Consider the following 18178-nt stretch of genomic DNA (forward strand, 5'->3'; position numbering starts at 1 on the left):
CGGCGGCACCCGCCAGGGGATGCCGCCGCCCTCCCCGCTCAAAGGATCTTGAAGTTGCCGCCACCGACGGCATGATTGACGGCCACTTCCTCCACCACCGGGTCCTGCAGCGACTGGCCGCCGTACTGGCCGCGGATGCCGTCGATCCAGGCCTTTGCCCGCTCGTTGAGCTGGAAGTCGTCGTCCATCAGCCGGCCGCGGGTGATCAGGATGCCCAGGTCCGCCCCCTCGTAGCGGAAGTCCCCGGCGCCGCTGATGCGCAGAAAGAAGCCCTCCTGGTCGTTCTCGGCGGCGTGGGGATGGTAGCTGTAGTGGTCGTAACCGACGCTGCCGTCGCCGGCCATCTTCCAGACCCCGGTGCGCGGCGCGGCGGTGAGCAGGTCGACGCTCTCGTCGGTGTGCTTGATCACCAGCTGGCTCCAGCTGTCGACGCTCTCGGGATGCGACCAGCGCTCGTTGATCTCCTCGATGTCCAGGTCGAAGTCGACGTCGGAGAACTCCAGCAGGTGGAAGAGGAACAGCGGGATGTCGGAGTGGGCAAAGGCGGCCACGTTGGTCAGCGAGCTGGCGCCGGTGACCCGGGGGTTGAGCTCGCCCAGGTAGACCTCGCCGTTGTCCATGTCGATCAGGAAGTCGAGCTCGAAGTAGCCGCGGTAGCCCTCCTCGCGCAGTGCCTCACCGAACTTGAAGGTGTACTCCCGGGCCTTGTCACGGATCTCCTGGGTGAAGGCGCCGGCGAACATCTCGTTGCCGCACCAGCCGCCCTTGTAGGGGGTCAGCGACTTGAAGCCGACCAGCTCGGTCATCAGCGGCCCCACCACGGTGCCGCAGCGGGTGGCGCAGGCCTCGATGGCCGAGCCGCGGCAGTTGATCCGCTTCATGATCTTGACCTCGGCCTCGGCCTCGATCTCCTCGGCGTGCTTGTAGTAGTCGTCCTCGCTGGCGATGAAGAAGGTGGTGTGGCCGGAGTCGCCGAAGGCGGTCTGCACCACCAGGTCTGAGCCGAGCTCCTCGCTGACCTCCAGCAGCTCCTGGTAGCTGCCCACCCGGGCCAGCACGTTGGGCACGCTGGGCACGCCGGCCTTGTTGCCGATGCGCACCGTCTCGATCTTGTTGTCCATGCGCTGCCGGAGGGCCGCCGGCGGGAACGCCACCCGCAGCCCGAGCTGCTGGCAGACCTCCTCGGTGTGCTCGTCGAACATCAGGAAGGCCGCCACGCCGGCGTTGTCGCCGTCTGCCCGGGACTGGATGAAGTCGATCACCTCCTTGTGCTCGAGGAGGTAGTTGTTGATGTCCTCGATGCTCTCGAAGTCCCGCGGGAACTTCTCCTTGGGCACGAAGACATTGCGCTGCTGGCCGTCGAAGCAGTCGATGTAGTTGATGTGGCGGAAGTTGCCCACCCAGTCGCCGATGCCCAGCAGATTGAAGTTGGTGGCCGAGATGAAGTAGATCGGCTCCTTGTTGTTGAGGAAGTGGCGGCGGACGTCGGCAATGGTTGTTATTTTGCTCATCGTTGTCGCTCCAGGTGTGGCGGGAGGGGTCTCGGGGGCCTCCCCCCCGGCGGCGGGCCGGGCGGGGGGCGGTGATGAAGCGGAGTCCCCTTCGGGGGCCCCGCCGAAGAGGCGACGCAGGGCACGCAGCAGCGACTCCAGCACGGCGATCTCCTTCACGGACGCTGCCGGGCGGGCAGCGGGGGTCAGTACTCCTCGACGTCGGCGCGCAGCGGCTTCTGCAGCGGCCCCAGGGTGTCGAGGAAGGGCGACGAACCGGTCTCGCTGCGGTAGAGCGTGAAGTCGGCGCGCCGGTCGCGGAAGCTCTTCAACGGCTGGCCGAGGCCGCGCAGCCCGGTCTCGCGCTCGCGACGCACCCGGTTGAGATCCACCTCGATGGGCATGACCTCCTCGCCGGTGCCGGCCTGGTGGATGACATCCCCGGAGGGACCGACGACGATGGAGCGGCCGTTGCCGATGGCGCCGGCGCCATTGATGTCGAAGAAGTAGCACTGGTTGACCGCGGCGTTGGTGCGGGCGATGGAGAGCTCGATGTCGCGGTCGATGGTATCCGTCATGGTCGGGTGCAGGATCACCTCGGCGCCCATGGCCGCCAGGGTGCGGGTGGTCTCGGGGAACCACATGTCGTAGCAGATCGAGACGCCGAAGCGCGCCACGTTGGGCACGTCGAAGACCACGAACTCGGTGCCGCTCTCCACGCCCGCCTCGTAGGGGAGGAAGGGGAACATCTTGCGGTAGCGGGCCACGACCTGGCCGCGGGGGTTGATCACCGACAGGGTGTTGTAGATTCCCTGGTCGGTCTGTTCGAACATCGAGCCGGGAATCAGCCAGATGCGGTGGCGTTCGGCGAGTTCGCAGAAGAACTGCTCGGCGTGGCTGGGCATCGGCTGGGCATGGTGGGGCGAAGCCCCCATGGGCATCAGTTCGCTGAACAGGACCATCTGCACCTGGGGGAAGCGGCTCATCAGCACGTCGACCCGGTGGCGCATGGCCTCGGTGTTGTCGCCATGGTGCAGGGCATGCATCTGCACCCCGGCAATCGTGAAGTAGGACATCTTGGTCTCTCTGCGTCAGGCGATCTCGAAAACTTCCAGGGCGCTGTCGGGGATACATCCCGCATGTCCGGCACCTGAGGAGCGTGCCGGCAAGATCGCCCGGCTGGCGAGCCCGTGCTCGCCTTTCGGTACCAGCTTAAGCCACATCGCACTCACAGGGAATCAACGCTGATATTTCGTTGACCCCCGTCGGCCGAAGTCAGGAAGTGAAGTCGTCGCGGGAGAAGCCCGGCTCGGGGCGCTTGACCGTCTTGGTGACGATATAGGTGAAGTAGCGTTCGATGCCAGCTTCGCCGGTGAGCCAGGTGTCGATCAGGCGCTGGTAGGCATCGACGGTGTCCGCCTCGACCTTGATCAGATAGTCGACGCCGCCGCCCACCGCCACGCACTCGGTGACCTCCGGGGTGGCGTGCACCAGCGCCTCGAAGCGGGCGAAGCTCTCGGCATTGTGCTGCTTGAGCTCGATCTGCACCCACACCGGCGTGCGGCGCACCAGCGCCGCGCCATTGATGCGGGCACTGTAGCCCTCGATGATCCCGGCCTTCTCGAGCCGACGCACCCGCTCCCAGCAGGGGCTGACCGAGAGGTTGATCGCCTCGGCCAGCTTCGATTTGGTGATGCGGCCGTCCCGGGAGAGGATCTCGAGGATCTTCAGGTCATAGCGGTCCAGTTTCATCGTGATGCCGGCCGCCTCATCCCAGGGAGTCGACGACATCGGCGATCACCGCGATGGTGTCGCCCATGTTGACCAGCGCCGGATGGCGCCGTGCCGCCAGCACCCCGCTGCGCCCGGCGTGGTACGCCACCGGGGGAGTGCCGCTGCGGGTCATGTCGTAGACCCGGGCCACCACCTCGCCCTTCTCGACCCGCTCGCCCAGCGCGAAGGCCAGCTCCAGCACGCCGGAGTGCTCGCTCTGCACGTAGCAGCTGGCGTCGGGCATGTCGAGGTAGACCTGAGGCTCGGCCGGCATCTCCACCTCGCCCTCGAGCAGGCCGTAGTGGATCAGGAAGTTGCGCACGCCACGCTCGGTGATCGCCATGCTTTCGGGGGTGGAGGTGCCGCCGCCGCCGAGCTCGGTGGCGACGAAGACCTTGCCCTGGCTCTCCACCGCGGTGTCGAACAACGCCGCGGCATCGAGCTCGAACATCATCATGGCATAGGGGGCGCCGAAGGCCTTGGCACCGGCCAGGGCCTGGCGCTGCTGCTCGGCGTCCTCGAGCACGTGGGAGGCGCCGAAGGGGATGATGTCCAGGGTGCGCCCGCCGGAGTGCAGGTCGAGCACCACGTCGCACATGGGCACCATCACCCGGGTGAAGTAGTCGGCGATCTTCTCGGTCACCGTGCCGTCGGGGTCGCCGGGGAAGCTGCGGTTGAGGTTGCCGCCGTCGAGGCCCGAGGTGCGCTTGCCGGCCATCACCGCGGGGGTGTTCATGCAGGGCACGATGATCACCCGGCCGGTCACCTCCTCGGCCTTGAGCTGGCTCGACAGCTTGAGCAGCGAGGTGATGCCCTCGTACTCGTCGCCGTGGTTGCCGCCGGTGAGCAGCGCCGTGGGGCCCTCGCCGTTCCTGACCACGGTGACCGGGATCATCACCGCCCCCCAGGCGGAGTCGTCCACCGAGATGGGCAGCTTGAGGAAGCCGTGCTGGACGCCGTCGGCGTCGAAGTCGACGGTGGCGCTGATGGGGCTGGGACGCTTGGTCATTGGCTGGTCTCCATGTTCTTGTACAGGTCTTTCGAGACTCCATTCTCGCGACGAATGGCGGCCCGACACGGGGCTGTTCCGGCGACAAGCCTGCGAGGAGGCGCTGTGAATACTTCCCTGTAAGCTACTTTTGCCTTCCCTGGCAAAAGACCTCCTCTTCGGTTCGTCCCCGGCGCCCCTCCTTGGGTGGTGTATCGAGGTCAGCGCACGAAGAGCTGGCGCGGGAAGTTGGCCAGGGTCTCGCAGCCGGTCTCGGTGATCAGGATGCTTTCGGTGATCTCCAGGCCCCAGTCGTCCTCCCACAGGCCGGGCATGAAGTGGAAGGTCATGCCGGGCTGCAGGATGGTCTCGTCGGAGGGGCGCAGGCTCATGGTGCGCTCGCCCCAGTCCGGCGGGTAGCTGATGCCGATGGGATAGCCGCAGCGGGCGCCGCCGCGGTCGAAGCCGTACTTGTCCATGGCCGCGCCCAGCGCCATGGCGATGTCCGCGGTGCGGTTGCCGGGCTTGGCCACGGCCAGGCCGTTCTCGATGCCCTCGAGCAGCGCCGACTCGGCGCGCACGAACTCCGCCGGCGGCTTGCCCAGGAACACCGTGCGCGACATCGGCGCATGGTAGCGCTTGTAGACCCCGGCGATCTCGAAGAAGGTGCCCTCGCCCTCGCGGAACGGGGTGTCGTCCCAGGTCAGGTGGGGCGCGGCGGCATCCTTGCCGGTGGGCAGCATCGGCACGATGGCCGGGTAATCGCCGCCGAAGACCTTGCCGCTGGCATCCGTCCAGCCCTCGATGCCCACCCGGTAGATCTCGGAGACCAGCTTGCTCTTGGGCAGGCCGGGCTCGATCACCTCGAGGATCCGCGAGTGCATGCCCTCGACGATCTTCGCCGCGACCCGCATGTACTCGACCTCCTGGGGCGACTTGATCGCCCGGCACCAGTTGACCAGCGAGTTGGCGTCCATGAAGCGGGCGTGGGGCAGTTCGCGCAGCAGGCTCTGGTAGGCCTTGGCGGAGAAGTAGTAGTTGTCCATCTCCATGCCCACCACGCCCTCGTGCCAGCCGCGATCGGGCATGATCGACTGGGCGAGGTAGTCCATGGGGTGCATGTCCGGATTCTGGACGTAGTAGTCCGGGTAGTAGGTGATGTTGTCCGGATCGATCCAGCAGGTGCGTAGCGCCCCGTTGGCATCCATCCGCCGGCCATACCAGACCGGTTCGCCCTCCAGGCCAAGCAGCACGCACTGGTGCACGTAGAAGGACCAGCCGTCATAGCCGGTCAGCCAGGCCATGTTGGAAGGGTCGCTGATGATCAGCACGTCGATGCCTCGACTGGCCATCTCGGCGCGCACCTTCCACAGGCGGCTGGCATATTCCTCACGAGTGAAGGGCAGGTTTACCTGGGTCATTGGGCCACTCGCCATCGCAACATCAAGAAAATCGGCCCTCTCTGATGGGGAGAAGGCCGGGCCAGGGTGACGGGTCACTGACGAGATGCCTGATCGGGGCGCAAGCCGGTCAGTCGCACCAGGCAGTGGGGAGGGTCCCCATGGGTGGAGGTTACTGCCAACCCACGGTAGGCGGTCAAGCATTTCCTTATCATCCGACACCCTTGTTCACAGCCTCGCCCGCTCCCATGATGAAGGGCACGACGACCCCGGGAGGCGACATGAAGGTACTGGTACATATCGACGATGCCGAGCAGTGGCGCGACGCCCTGGCCGAACGACTGCCACAGGCCGAGGTGATCACCGCCGCGGCACCGCCCGAGCAGCGGCGCGAGGCCGACTACCTGGCGGTCTGGAAGCCGCCGGGGGACCTGCTGCGCGAGCCCGTGGCCCTCAAGGGCATCGTCAACCTGGGCGCCGGGGTAGATGCCCTGCTGGGCAACCCCGGGCTGCCCGCGGGGGTGCCCATCGTCAAGCTGCGCGACGCCGGCATGGCGGAGCTGATCGGCGACTACGTGCGCTACGGCATCCTCCACTTCCAGCGCGACTTCGACCGCTACCGCCGTCAGCAGGCTCGCCGAGAGTGGCGCGAACACGCCGTGATGGACAAGGCCGACTGGCCGGTGGGGGTGCTGGGGCTGGGCGCCATCGGCGCGAAGGTGGCGGCCATGGTGGCCGCCGACGGCTTCCCGGTGCACGGCTGGAGCCGCACGCCGAAATCCCTCGACGGCATCACCTGCCACCACGGCGATGACGGCCTCGAGGCGCTGCTCGGCCAGGTGAGGAGCCTGGTGCTGCTGCTGCCGGATACCCGTGCGACCCGCCAGATCATCGACGCCGCTGCCCTGGCGCGGCTGCCCGAGGGGGCCAGCCTGATCAATCCCGGCCGCGGCACCCTGATCGATGAGGCCGCGCTGCTCGAGGCACTCGGCAATGGCGAGGGCGAGGGGCGGCTGCGCGGCGCACTGCTCGATGCCTTCCCCGAGGAGCCGCTGCCCGCCGACAGTCCGCTGTGGTCCCACCCGCGCGTCTGGGTCACCCCGCACATGGCCGGGCCCACGCCCCTCGGGGCGGCCCTCGACCAGGTGGCCGAGGCGCTGCGCGCCTTCGAGGCGGGCGAGGCGCAGGACACCGTCGACCCCGACGCCGGCTACTGAGCCCTGCCGCTACAACAAGCACCGGGAAGGCCTTACGCTGAAGGCAGGTGAACCCGACAACCTCCGAGGAGGTGCGCGATGAGCATGAACGTGGACTACGGCCCCGGCGACGCGCTGCTCGTCGTCGACATGCAGAACGACTTCTGCGAGGGCGGCGCGCTGGCCGTGACGGGCGGGGCGGCCCTGGTGCCGGGCATCAACGCCGAGATCGCCGCCGCCCGGGCGGCCGGTGCCCTGGTGGTGGCCTCCCGCGACTGGCACCCCGTCGACCATGTGAGCTTCGCCCATCGCGGCGGCCCCTGGCCGGTGCACTGCGTCCAGGACACCGAAGGGGCCGCCTTCCATCCCGATCTGGCGCTGGAGGCCGACACCATACGCGTCAGCAAGGCCACCGCCTTCGACGCCGACGCCTACTCGGCCTTCGACGGCACGGGGCTCGGCGGCTACCTGAGGGAGAAGGGCATCGCGCGGGTGATCGTCTGCGGCCTGGCCCTGGACGTCTGCGTCCGCGCCACGGTGCTGGAGGCCCGCCGGGAGGGCTTTGCCACCCTGCTGCTGGAGGGCCTCTCCGCCGCGGTGGACCCGGACGCCGCGAGCGAGTGCCGGCGCGAACTCACCGAGGCCGGTGCCGAGGTACGCCCATGAAGGCACCGATCTCCCCGCGGGTGGGCGATGACGAGCTGCTCCTGCTCACCGACCTCTACCAGCTGACCATGACCCAGGCCTACTGGAAGGAGGCGATGCTGGAGCGGGCCACCTTCAGCCTGTTCTTCCGCCAGATGCCGCCGACCCGGCGCTTCATGCTGGCCTGCGGGCAGCAGCATGCCGCGGCGCTGCTGAGCCAACTGCGCTTCGGCGACACGGCCCTCGAGCGCCTGGCCGGCACCGGCCTGTTCGACGCGGGCTTCCTCGACTGGCTGGCCGACTGGTGCTTCGAGGGCGACATCTGGACGCTGCCCGAGGGGACCCCGGTGTTCGAGAACGAGCCGCTCATGGAGGTGGAGGCCCCCATCGCCCAGGCCCAGCTGCTCGAAAGCCTGGTGATGAACCTGGTGCAGCTGGAAACGGTGCTCGCCTCCAAGGCGGTGCGCCTGGTGATCGCCGCCCGGGGCCGGCCGGTGGTGGACTTCGGCATGCGCCGCATGCACGGCGTGGACGCCGCGGTGCGCGGCGTGCGGGCCTACCGCAGCGCGGGGCTGGCCGGCACCAGCAACGTGCTGGGTGGCCTGCGCCACGACCTGGCGCTCAGCGGCACCATGGCCCACAGCTATATCCTCGCCCACGACGACGAGCGTGAGGCCTTCCGGGCCTTCGCCCGCCACTATCCCGGCACCACCCTGCTGGTGGATACCCATGACACCCTGGAGGGGGTGCGCAAGGTGATCGAGATCATGCGCGAGGAGCCCGAGGTCGGCGTCAGGGCCATCCGCCTCGACTCCGGCGACCTGGGCGAGCTGGCCAGGAGCGCCCGCGAGCTGCTCGACGCGGCCGGGCACGACGACATCACCATCGTCGCCAGCAGCGGGCTCGACGAGTACCAGATCGAGACGCTGCTCGAGGACGGCGCCCCCATCGATGCCTTCGGCGTCGGCACCCAGATGGGCGTGTCGGCGGACGCCCCGGTGATCGACCTCTCCTACAAGCTGGTGGAGTACGCCGGCACTCCGCGGGTCAAGCACTCTCCCGGCAAGATCAACCTGCCGTGTCGCAAGCAGCTCTATCGCCGGCGGGACGCCGACGGCCGCTATGCCGGCGATGTCATCGCCCTGCGGGACGAGCCGGGCATCGACGGGGAGCCGCTGCTGCGCCCGCTGGTCCGGGCGGGACGGCTCGACGATGACGAGATGGCCAGGGCCGACGAGGCCCGGGAGCGGGTACGGGAGAGTCTCGAGCGCCTGCCGGACGCCCTGCGGCGGCTCGCCCCGGGTGACGGCGGCTATCCCGTCGACCTGAGCCCCGAGCTCCAGCGCCTGCAGGCAGGCAGCTGAGCCCCGCCGTGACACTGCCGCCGCGGCCCGCCCAGGGACGCGGCGGTGCGGTCCCGCCATGGGCCTGCCGCCCCGCGGGGTGAATATGCAAGTTCTCCCCATGCCGGAACCCGCGCCCGGCCGGCGGGTCCACCGCTCTGAACTCGCCCAGCGATACGGATGCCCCATGCCCCCCAGACGCCTGCTGACCGCCCTGCTGTTCTGCCTGCCGCTGGTCGCCGCGGCCCAGGCCCCGGCGGCGCCGGACCCCGCCTATCGCCAGGCGTGGCCGGCGGCGGAGAATACCCTCCGGGTAGCCCCCCGACCCTTCGACGCCCGCTACCGCCTGGAGGTGAGCGGCTGGCCCAGCACCCAGGTCGAACACCGCCTCTCCCGCGACGGCGGCTCCTGGCAGAGCCGGATGAGCGCCGCCATCGCCGTGGCTCGCGGCGAGGAGCAGAGCCGCTTCCTGGTCAAGGAGGGGGGCGTTCGTTCGCTGCAGTACGCCAGCGGCTACTCGCTGCTGGGCTTCGGCGGTGACTACCGCCTCGCCCCCGGAGAGCTGGAAGGGCTTCCCGACCGCCAGGCGGCGCTCTTCGAGCTCTCCCGCCGGGCGCTGAGCGGCGACTGCACGGCCACCTGCACCCTGCGCTATCAGGACCACCGCGGCCGCGAGGAGCGGATGGAGTACCGGGTGACGGGGCCCGAGGCCGTATCGCTGCCCGCCGGCGAGTTCGACGCCGTGGCGGTGGAGGTCACCGAGCCCGGCAAGCCGGAGCGTCGTCTGGTGTTCCGCTTCCACCCCGAACTCCCCGGGCTGCTGCTGGCCGTGGACTACCACCGCGACGGCGAGCGCCGTAGCCGCCTCTCCCTGACCCACCTCTCCCTCGGCGAGTGATCCCCGCGACGCATCAATGCGCCCTCCTCGACCGAGGCCCTGCCTTCCGGCCGCCGGGCTGCTAGAGTAGCGGGCTTTCGACCGCCGGCGGCGGTCATCGTGAAGGGAAGGGAATCTCGATGCTGAGCGGACTCGTGATCGTCCTGCTGCCCCTGGTGCTGGGCTACCTGGTGCCGGTTCGCCATGTCGGGGCCATGGCACTGATCAACCGCGGCGTGAACGCCTCGGTCTACGTCATCCTGCTGCTGATGGGCATCGGCCTGGCCGGGCTGGACGACCTGGCCAGCCAGCTGTCACGCATGGGCGGGCAGGCGCTGGCCCTGTTCCTGGTGATCACGGCCTGCAACCTGGCCGGCCTGTGGTGGCTGTCGAGCCGCCTCGCCCTGCGCGCCGACCCCAGCCGGGTGGTGCCCGGCGCGCCGGTGAGCAAGCTCGCCGCCATGGGCGGCTCCCTGGCCCTGGTCGGGGTGGTGGTACTGGGCGTGCTGCTCGGCCTGGCCGGCGGGCGGCTGGTCGGCGAGGCGCTGCACGGGCATGCCGAGACCCTGGCCGAGTGGGTGCTCTATGCCCTGCTGGCGCTGATCGGCTGTCAGCTGCGCAACTCCGGCATGCCGCTGCGCCAGATCCTGCTCAACCGCCATGGCCTGGCCATCGCCCTGACCCTCGCCGCCACCTCGCTGGTCGGCGGGCTGATCGCCGCCCCACTGCTGGCGCTGCGCGCCACCGAGGGACTGGCCCTGGCCGCCGGCTTCGGCTGGTACTCGCTCTCGGGCATCCTGGTGGGCGACCAGCTCGGCCCCCTGCTGGGCGGCGTGGCCTTCTTCAACGACCTGGCCCGGGAACTGCTGGCCTTCGTGCTGATCCCGCTGGTGATCCGCCGCCGGGCGGCCCTGGCCATCGGCTACGGCGGCGCCACCTCCATGGACTTCACGCTGCCGGTGATCCAGCAGCACGGCGGGGTGACCTGCGTGCCGGTGGCGGTGGTCTCGGGCTTCCTCCTCTCGCTGCTCTCGCCGCCGCTGATCCTCTTCTTCCTGTCGCTGTGACCGCGGACCGACGCCCGGGCTTGCACGGGGCTTGCACATTTCATGACCATTGACTGCATCGCCAGCGGCGATGCTAAGGACTCCGTCCTCCTGCCCGAGTCGCCCATGCGTCGCCCCCTCTTCCCTACCGCGCCCTGCCCGAACCGCCAGCGCGGGCGACTTCGCCTCGGCCCCCTGCTGGCCCTGCTGGTGCTGGCGGCCGGCCTCGCCCTGGCCGGCTGGCTAATGACCCAGCCGCCGGGCGTGGAGCGCCGCCCCCGGGTGGAGGCGCCGCCTCCCCTGGTGGAGACCCTGGTCGTGGCACCCGGCCCCGTTGCCCCCGAGCTGCACGGCTTCGGCCGGGTGGTGGCCGAGCGCGAGGCACGCCTGGCCAGCCGGGTGGCCGGCCGGCTGGAGGCCTTCGCCCCCGGAGCGCTTCCCGGCAGGGTGGTGGAGGCCGGGGCCCCGCTGGCACGGCTCGACGATGACGACCTGGCCCTGGCCCTGCGCGAGGCCGAGGCGACGCTGGCCCAGGCCGAGGCGGCGCTCGCCATGGAGCGCGGCGAGCAGCAGCGCGCCCAGGCCGAGTACCAGAGCTTCGGCCGCGAGCTGCCGGCCGAGCGGCGCGCCCTGGTGCTGCGCGAGCCCCAGCTGAGGAGCGCCGAGGCCGAGGTGGCCCGGGCCCGGGCCGCCCGCGACCGCGCCCGCCTGGATCTCGAGCGGGCCACCCTGCGGGCGCCGTGGCGCGGCATGCTCCAGGAGCGCCTGCTCGGCGAGGGCAGCGAGGTCGGCAGCGGCACCGAGCTCGTCCACCTGGTGGATGTGTCGCGCTTCTGGGTGCGCGCCTCCCTGCCCGGCGAGGCGCTGGCCTGGCTGACACCGGCCACCGAGGCGGCCCCGGGCAGCCCCGTGACCCTGACCAGCCGCAGCTGGCCCGCCGACAGCCGGCGGCGGGGCGAGCTGCTCTCGGTGCTACCGGCGCTGGAGGAGAACGGCCTGCAGGCCCAGCTGCTGGTCGCCGTGGAGGACCCCCTGGCGATGGCCGAGGAGAACCGGGGCGCCCCGGCGCTGCGCCTGGGCGACGTGGTGCGGCTGACCTTCGCGACCCGCGAACGCGACGATCTGATCGCCCTGCCGGCCGCCGCCCTGCGGCCCGGTGACGAGGCATGGCTGCTGGATGACCGGGACCGGCTGGAGCGCCGGCCGGTCAGGGTGGTGCACCGCGATGACCGCCAGGTGCTGGTGGCCGAGGGCCTGGCCGCCGGCGAGCGGGTGATCACCTCGCCGCTGGGCCAGCCCCGCACCGGCATGGCGCTGCGCGCCCGCCCCCCGGTCGACGAACGCCCGGCCGGGGCAGCCAGCCTCTCGCCCGGGGAGGAGCGCCGATGATGCGCCGCGGCCCCATCGCCTGGATGGTCCATCACGGGGTGGCCCCCAACCTGCTGATGATCCTGCTGATCGTGGGCGGCCTGCTGGCCTCCACCACCATCAAGAAGGAGGTCTTTCCCGACTTCGAGCTGGAGATCATCACCGTCGCCATCGGCTATCCCGGCGCCACCCCCGAGGAGGTCGAGCGCAGCCTGCTGCTCCCCCTGGAGGCGGCCCTGGCCGATGTGGACGGCATCGACGAACTCACCGCCACCGCCAACGAGGGGGCCGGCCGCGTCTCCGCCACCCTGATCGACGGCGTGGAGGTGATGCGTGTCTATCAGGAGATCCAGCAGGCGGTGGGCGCCATCACCACGCTGCCGGCGGCCGCCGACCCGGCTCGCTTCGGCCTGGCCGGGCGCTCGCGCAGCGTGATGAGCCTGCAGCTCCACGGCGCGGTGGACGACCCGCTGCTCCACGACCTGGCCGAGGAGGTGCGCGCCGAGCTCCAGGCGGCCCCGGGCATCTCCCGGGTGGAGCTCTCCGGCAACCGCGAGCGCGAGATCCAGGTGCTGCTGGACGAGGAGGCGATGCAGCGCCACGGCCTCGACCACCGCCAGCTGGCGGGCCGCATCGGCGACGAGGCCCTGGACCTGGCCGGCGGCCGCCTGACCACCGACGAGGGGGAGTGGCTGATCCGCTACCAGGGGCGCCGCGACGAGGCCCGGGAGTTCGCGGCGCTGCCGATCCTCGGCACCCCCGACGGCGGCCAGCTGCGCCTGGGCGACATCGCCCGGGTCGAGCGCGGCTTCGCCGAGACCGACCGTGAGGTGCTCTACAACGGCGAGCCGAGCCTCTCCCTGGAGGTCTACCAGCTCGGCGACCAGACGCCCATCGGCATCTCCGATGCCGTCCACGCCCAGCTGGAGCGACTGGGGGCCGGCCTGCCCGAGGGAGTGAGCCTCAGCGTCTCCCGGGACAGCTCCGAGGTCTATCGCGACCGCCTGGACCTGCTGCTCAAGAACGCCTTCCTGGGCCTGGCCCTGGTGCTGGTGCTGATGGGCCTGTTCCTCGAGGCGCGGCTGGCCTTCTGGGTGACCCTGGGCATCCCCACCGCCTTCCTCGGCGCGATGCTCTTCCTGCCCTGGTTCGGCGTCTCGATCAACATGATGTCGATGTTCGCCTTCATCATCGCGCTGGGCATCGTGGTGGACGACGCCATCATGGTCGGCGAGAACATCCACAGCTACCGGGAGCAGGGCCACTCCCTGCGCGAGGCCGCGGTGCGCGGCGCCCGGGAGATGGCGGTGCCGATCAGCTTCGCCATCCTCTCCAACATCGTGGCCTTCCTGCCGTTGCTCTTCCTGCCGGGCTTCCTGGGCATGATCTTCGCCGTGGTGCCGCTGGTGGTGGTCACGGTGTTCCTGGCCTCCTGGCTGGAGGCGCTGTTCATCCTGCCCGCCCACCTGGCCCACCGCGCCGGGGGACGCGAGGCCCCCGCCTGGCGCCGACCGCTGGACCGCCTGCGCCAGGGGCTGCAGGGATGGCTGGCGCGGGTCACCCGGCAGCACTTCGCCCCCTTCCTGGAGCGCTGCCTGGACCAGCGGCTGCTGACCGTCAGCCTCGCCGTGGCGGTGCTGGCGGTCGCCCTGGCCTGGGCCATGAGCGGGCGGCTGGGCTTCTCGCTGATGCCCCGGGTGGAGTCGGACCGGGTCCAGGCCACGGTGACCCTGCCGGTGGGCAGCCCCATCGCCGACGACCGCGCCATCCGCGACCGCCTGCTGGACGCCGCCGAGGCGCTGGCGGCCCGCGACGACGGCCCGGCGTTCACCGCCAGCCGCGCGCAGATCGACGGCGACCGGCTCACGGTGCAGCTTACCCTGGCCGGCGAGAGCCTCGACGCCTGGCCGCCCTCCCGGGTGGCCCGCGAGTGGCGAGGCCTGGCCGGCGAGTTCGGCGGCGCCCAGGCGGTACGCTTCGAGTCCGACGTCGGCGGTCCCGGCGCCGGGGCCGCCCTGACCCTGCGCCTCTCCCACCCGGACAGCCGCGCCCTGGAGGGGGCAGCCACCCGCCTGGCCGAGGCGCTGGGTGAGTTCGAGGGGATCACCGACATCGACAGCGGCCTGGCCGACGGCAAGCCCCAGCTGGAGCTGCGCCTGTCGCCGGAGGGGCGCGCGCTGGGGCTCACCGGCGCCGACCTGGCCGGCCAGCTGCGCGCCCCCCTGCAGGGCATCACCGCCCTGGAGCAGTTCGTCGGCCGCCAGGAGATCAGCGTCGAGGTGCGCCTGCCCGCCGAGGCGCGCCGCAGCCTCGCCGACCTTCACCGGCTGCCGGTCCGCACCCCCGAGGGTAGCCAGGTACCCCTGGCGCGGGTCGCCGAGATCGAGCTGGGCCAGGCCGCCACGACCCTGCAGCGCATCGACGGCCGACGCATCATCGCCGTCACCGCCGACGCCAGCCAGGAGGCCGCCCTCAACCAGGTGATGGCCACCCTGGAGCGGGACGTCTTCCCCGCCCTGCAGGCCGGCTGGCCAGGGCTCGAGATCACCCCCGGCGGGCGCCAGCAGGAGGCCTCGGACAACGTCTCGGCGCTCACCCGCGCCGCCTGGCTGACCCTGGTCGCCCTCTACGCCCTGCTGGCGATCCCCTTCCGCAGCTACCTGCAGCCGCTGCTGGTGCTGGCCGCCATCCCCTTCGGCCTCATCGGCGCGGTGGCCGGCCACCTGATCATGGGCTTCGGGCTCTCGGTGATCAGCCTGATGGGCATGCTGGCGCTCTCCGGGGTGGTGATCAACGACGCCCTGGTGCTGATCGACCATGCCAACCGCCGTCGCCGCGAGGGCATGGCCGCCCGGGAGGCGATCGTCGCCGCCGCGGTCCGGCGCCTGCGCCCGATCATGATGACGACCCTGACCACCTTCCTGGGGCTCGCCCCGATGATCTTCGAGACCTCGCGCCAGGCCCGCTTCATCATTCCCATGGCGATCTCGCTGGGCTTCGGCATGCTCTTCGCCACCCTGATCCTGCTGCTGCTGGTACCCTGTCTCTACCTGATGCTGGAGGGGCTCCGCGAGCGCCTCGGCGGCCGCAGCGTCACCCCACAGGAGGCCCGTTCATGAGCCTGCGCCTGCCCCGCCCCGCCGTGTCACGGCTGGGCATCAAGCTCTTCGTGGTGATCCTGGTGGTCAACGTGGCCATCTCGGGCCTGGTCTTCCTGGCGGTCTCGCGCAGCCTCGACCGCGGCTTCCTAGAGTACCTGGACACCACCCAGGCCAACCGCGCCGAGACCCTGGCCGAGGGGCTCGGCGAGGAGTGGGCGCGCCGCGGCGACTGGCAGTGGCTGCGCGTCTCGCCCTCGGCCTGGCAGCGCCTGGTCCGCCAGCAGCTGTGGCCCGGGGCGGGACCGCCGCCCCACGGCATCGAACGCCGCCTGGGCGACCCCAAGGACTTCGTGCTCCACGACGCCGCGGGCCTGCCGGTGATCGGCCTGCCGCCGGACGACGAGGAGGAGGCCGCCACCCTGCGCTGGCTGCCTATCCTCCACGAGGGGGAGCGGGTCGGCACCCTGGGCTATCGGCCGCCGGAGCAGCTGATGGCGCGCATGGACCGCATCTTCCTCTCCCGCCAGCAGCGCAACCTGGCGATCATCGTCGCGTCGCTGGGGGTCGCCTCGCTGCTGCTGGCCGGCGGCCTCTCCTGGTGGCTGGGTCGACGCACCCGCAGCATGGCCCTGGCCACCCGCCGCCTCACCGAGGGCGACTACAGCACCCGGCTCCCCGAGCAGGGGCGCGACGAGCTCTCCCGGCTCTCCCGGGACTTCAACGTGCTGGCCGCCACCCTGGAGGCGAGCCGCGAGGCGCGCAGCCGTTGGGTCTCGGATATCGCCCACGAGCTGCGCACCCCGCTGGCGGTGCTGCGCGGCGAGATAGAGGCGATGCAGGACGGGATCCGCCGTCTGGATCAGGACAGCCTGCACTCCCTGGCCCAGGAGGTGGGCCAGCTCGAGCGCCTGGTGGCCGACCTGCGCCTGCTCTCCCAGAGCGACGCCGGGGCCCTGGAGGTCCAGCTCGCCCCGCTGGACCTGGCCGAGAGCCTCGCCGAGCGGCTCGACGAGGCGGGGGGGTGGCTCGCCGACAGCGGCATCGCACTGGACGCCGACATCCCGGGCGAGGCCTGGGTTCGCGGCGACGTCCAGCGCCTGCGCCAGCTGTGGAACAACCTGCTCGACAACACCTGCGCCTATACCCGGGCCCCGGGGCAGCTGCGGGTGCGCCTTGCCGGCTCGCCGGCGGAGGTCCGCATCACCTGGGAGGACAGCGCCCCCGGGGTGGGTGAGCCCGACCTGCCGCGGCTCACCGAGCGGCTCTACCGCGTCGAGGGGTCGCGCAACCGGGCCAGCGGCGGCAGCGGCCTGGGACTCTCCATCGCTGCGGCCCTGGTCAAGGCCCACGGCGGCCGGATGGAGGCGTCGCGCTCCGCGCTGGGTGGGTTATGCTGGTCGCTGGCGTTTCCACGACTCGATGACGACCGCTTCAAGGAGGAGAAGGCATGAGCCCGCAGGACACCGTCACCCAACGCATCCTGATCGTCGAGGACGAACCCAAGATCGCCCGGCTGGTGGCCGACTACCTGGAGGGCAGCGGCTTCACCACCCACCCCCTGGAGCATGGCGACGCCGTGCTGCCCTGGCTCGAGCGCGCCAGGCAGGAGGGCGAGGCCCCCGACCTGGTGCTGCTCGACCTGATGCTGCCCGGCACCGACGGCCTGACCCTGTGCCGCGAGATCCGCCAGCGCTGGCCGGCCATCGCGGTGGTGATGCTCACCGCCCGGGTCGAGGAGGTGGACCGCCTGCTGGGCCTGGAGCTGGGCGCCGATGACTACATCTGCAAGCCGTTCAGCCCCCGCGAGGTGGTGGCCCGGGTCAAGGCGGTGCTGCGGCGCAGCCAGGCGGCCCGCGACCCGGCGACAGCCGGCGGTAGCAACCTGGTCCTCGACGAGGAGGGCTGGCGGGCCCTGGCCGATGGCCAGGACCTCGGGCTGACCGCCGTGGAGTTCCAGCTGCTCAAGGTGATGATGCACGCCCCGGGGCGGATCTTCTCCCGCGACCAGCTGATGGATCACATGTATCGCGACCACCGCATCGTCTCGGAGCGCACCGTGGACAGCCACGTCAAGAAGCTGCGGCGCAAGATCAGCGAGGTGTGGCCGGAACGCGAGGTGATCCGCTCGGTCTACGGGGTGGGCTACAAGTACCAGCCCGAGGAGTGACCTGCACGAGCTTTGCACCGTCGGTGCACCCCCCTTGCACCCGGTGCGGGGAGACTGAAACCGTCAACCCCAGGCCTGAAGGAGTGCCCCATGAAGATGACCGTTTCCCGCAAGCTGCTGGCCCCCGCCCTGCTGGCCCTCGCCATCGCCCCGCTGGCGCTCTCCGCCACCGCCGCCCACCATGGCAAGGGGACGGCGGAACAGCGCGAGCAGTGGCAGGAGGCCCGCGCCGAGTATCGGGCCGAGCAGCGCCAGGCGCTCTTCGAGCGCGCCGGCATCGACGAGGCGACCCGCGAGGCGTTGGACGAGGCCCGCAGCGAGCACCGCGAGGCGATGCGCCAGCTACACGAGCAGCATCAGGAGCGCCTCGCCGAGATCCTCGACGAGGAGCAGCGCGCCGCCCTGGAGGAAGCCCGCCGGGAGATGCGCGAGGAGCGTCGCACCGAGATGAGGGAGCAGCGCCGCGCCAGCATGCAGGAGCGCCTCGAGGCGCTGGTCGATGAGTGGGGCCTCTCCGACGAGGAGCGCGAGGCCCTGCGCGAGACCCGCGAGGCGATCTACGCCGACATGGCCGAGCTGCGCGACCGCGACTTCGACTCCCGCCGCGAGCGCCGCGACGCCATGCGCGAGATGCGCGACGAGCACCGGGCCGCCCTGGCCGAGCTGCTCACCGACGAGCAGCTCGAGGAGCTGCGCGAGACCATGATGCAGCGCGGCGATCGCGGCTATGGCCATGGTCACGGCAAGCCCTACCACGGCTATGGCGAGAAGCGCGGCGATTGAA

Annotated in this window: 15 protein-coding genes; 10 read left to right on the forward strand and 5 right to left on the reverse strand. The window is 70.9% G+C overall.

Features of this window, described 5'->3' with window-relative positions:
- Window positions 1-38: 38 nt before the first annotated feature.
- The 5 genes from NFC98_RS14055 to doeA form a co-directional block, all read right to left on the reverse strand.
- Window positions 39-1511 (reverse strand): biotin carboxylase, encoded by a 1473-nt coding sequence (locus tag NFC98_RS14055; RefSeq protein WP_254275546.1) that lies wholly within the window; start codon window positions 1509-1511, stop codon window positions 39-41.
- A 185-nt stretch (window positions 1512-1696) separates the two neighbouring features.
- Window positions 1697-2566 carry a carbon-nitrogen hydrolase family protein gene (locus NFC98_RS14060; RefSeq protein ID WP_254275547.1) on the reverse strand — a complete coding sequence of 290 codons (870 nt, stop codon included), beginning with the start codon at window positions 2564-2566 and terminating at the stop codon, window positions 1697-1699.
- 199 nt (window positions 2567-2765) lie between these two features.
- Window positions 2766-3242, reverse strand: coding sequence for an Lrp/AsnC family transcriptional regulator (locus tag NFC98_RS14065; RefSeq protein ID WP_254277852.1), 477 nt, complete (start codon window positions 3240-3242; stop codon window positions 2766-2768).
- A 16-nt stretch (window positions 3243-3258) separates the two neighbouring features.
- Window positions 3259-4272: a N(2)-acetyl-L-2,4-diaminobutanoate deacetylase DoeB gene (gene doeB / locus NFC98_RS14070; protein WP_254275548.1), complete on the reverse strand. Its 1014-nt coding sequence runs from the start codon at window positions 4270-4272 to the stop codon at window positions 3259-3261.
- Between the two features lie 200 nt (window positions 4273-4472).
- Complete coding sequence (doeA, locus tag NFC98_RS14075; protein WP_254275549.1) at window positions 4473-5672, reverse strand: ectoine hydrolase DoeA; 1200 nt, start codon at window positions 5670-5672, stop codon at window positions 4473-4475.
- A 260-nt stretch (window positions 5673-5932) separates the two neighbouring features.
- Here doeA and NFC98_RS14080 point away from each other — a divergent pair, with 260 nt between their 5' ends.
- The 10 genes from NFC98_RS14080 (at window position 5933) to NFC98_RS14125 (ending at window position 18177) form a co-directional block, all read left to right on the forward strand.
- Entirely contained in the window at window positions 5933-6868 is a 936-nt protein-coding gene (locus NFC98_RS14080) for a glyoxylate/hydroxypyruvate reductase A (RefSeq protein ID WP_254275550.1), read from the forward strand.
- A gap of 78 nt (window positions 6869-6946) precedes the next feature.
- Window positions 6947-7513, forward strand: a complete 567-nt coding sequence (locus NFC98_RS14085) for an isochorismatase family protein (RefSeq protein WP_254275551.1) — start codon at window positions 6947-6949, stop codon at window positions 7511-7513.
- Window positions 7510-8856, forward strand: a complete 1347-nt coding sequence (locus tag NFC98_RS14090; protein ID WP_254275552.1) for a nicotinate phosphoribosyltransferase — start codon at window positions 7510-7512, stop codon at window positions 8854-8856. The genes NFC98_RS14085 and NFC98_RS14090 overlap by 4 nt, the downstream gene beginning before the upstream one ends.
- A 166-nt stretch (window positions 8857-9022) precedes the next feature.
- On the forward strand, window positions 9023-9733 hold the full coding sequence (locus tag NFC98_RS14095) for a hypothetical protein (protein WP_254275553.1): 711 nt from the start codon (window positions 9023-9025) through the stop codon (window positions 9731-9733).
- 119 nt (window positions 9734-9852) lie between these two features.
- Complete coding sequence (locus NFC98_RS14100; RefSeq protein WP_254275554.1) at window positions 9853-10779, forward strand: lysine exporter LysO family protein; 927 nt, start codon at window positions 9853-9855, stop codon at window positions 10777-10779.
- A gap of 105 nt (window positions 10780-10884) precedes the next feature.
- Window positions 10885-12147: an efflux RND transporter periplasmic adaptor subunit gene (locus tag NFC98_RS14105; protein WP_254275555.1), complete on the forward strand. Its 1263-nt coding sequence runs from the start codon at window positions 10885-10887 to the stop codon at window positions 12145-12147.
- Window positions 12144-15245 (forward strand): efflux RND transporter permease subunit, encoded by a 3102-nt coding sequence (locus NFC98_RS14110; protein WP_254275556.1) that lies wholly within the window; start codon window positions 12144-12146, stop codon window positions 15243-15245. The genes NFC98_RS14105 and NFC98_RS14110 overlap by 4 nt, the downstream gene beginning before the upstream one ends.
- Complete coding sequence (locus NFC98_RS14115; RefSeq protein ID WP_254275557.1) at window positions 15242-16678, forward strand: ATP-binding protein; 1437 nt, start codon at window positions 15242-15244, stop codon at window positions 16676-16678. Before NFC98_RS14110 ends, NFC98_RS14115 begins: the two co-directional genes overlap by 4 nt.
- Window positions 16675-17394, forward strand: a complete 720-nt coding sequence (locus NFC98_RS14120; RefSeq protein ID WP_254275558.1) for a response regulator — start codon at window positions 16675-16677, stop codon at window positions 17392-17394. The genes NFC98_RS14115 and NFC98_RS14120 overlap by 4 nt, the downstream gene beginning before the upstream one ends.
- Window positions 17395-17484: 90 nt before the next feature.
- On the forward strand, window positions 17485-18177 hold the full coding sequence (locus tag NFC98_RS14125) for a hypothetical protein (protein WP_254275559.1): 693 nt from the start codon (window positions 17485-17487) through the stop codon (window positions 18175-18177).
- The last annotated feature ends 1 nt before the right edge of the window (window position 18178 follow it).

The organism is Halomonas sp. 3H (genome assembly GCF_024206005.1).
Lineage (GTDB): Bacteria > Pseudomonadota > Gammaproteobacteria > Pseudomonadales > Halomonadaceae > Halomonas > Halomonas campaniensis.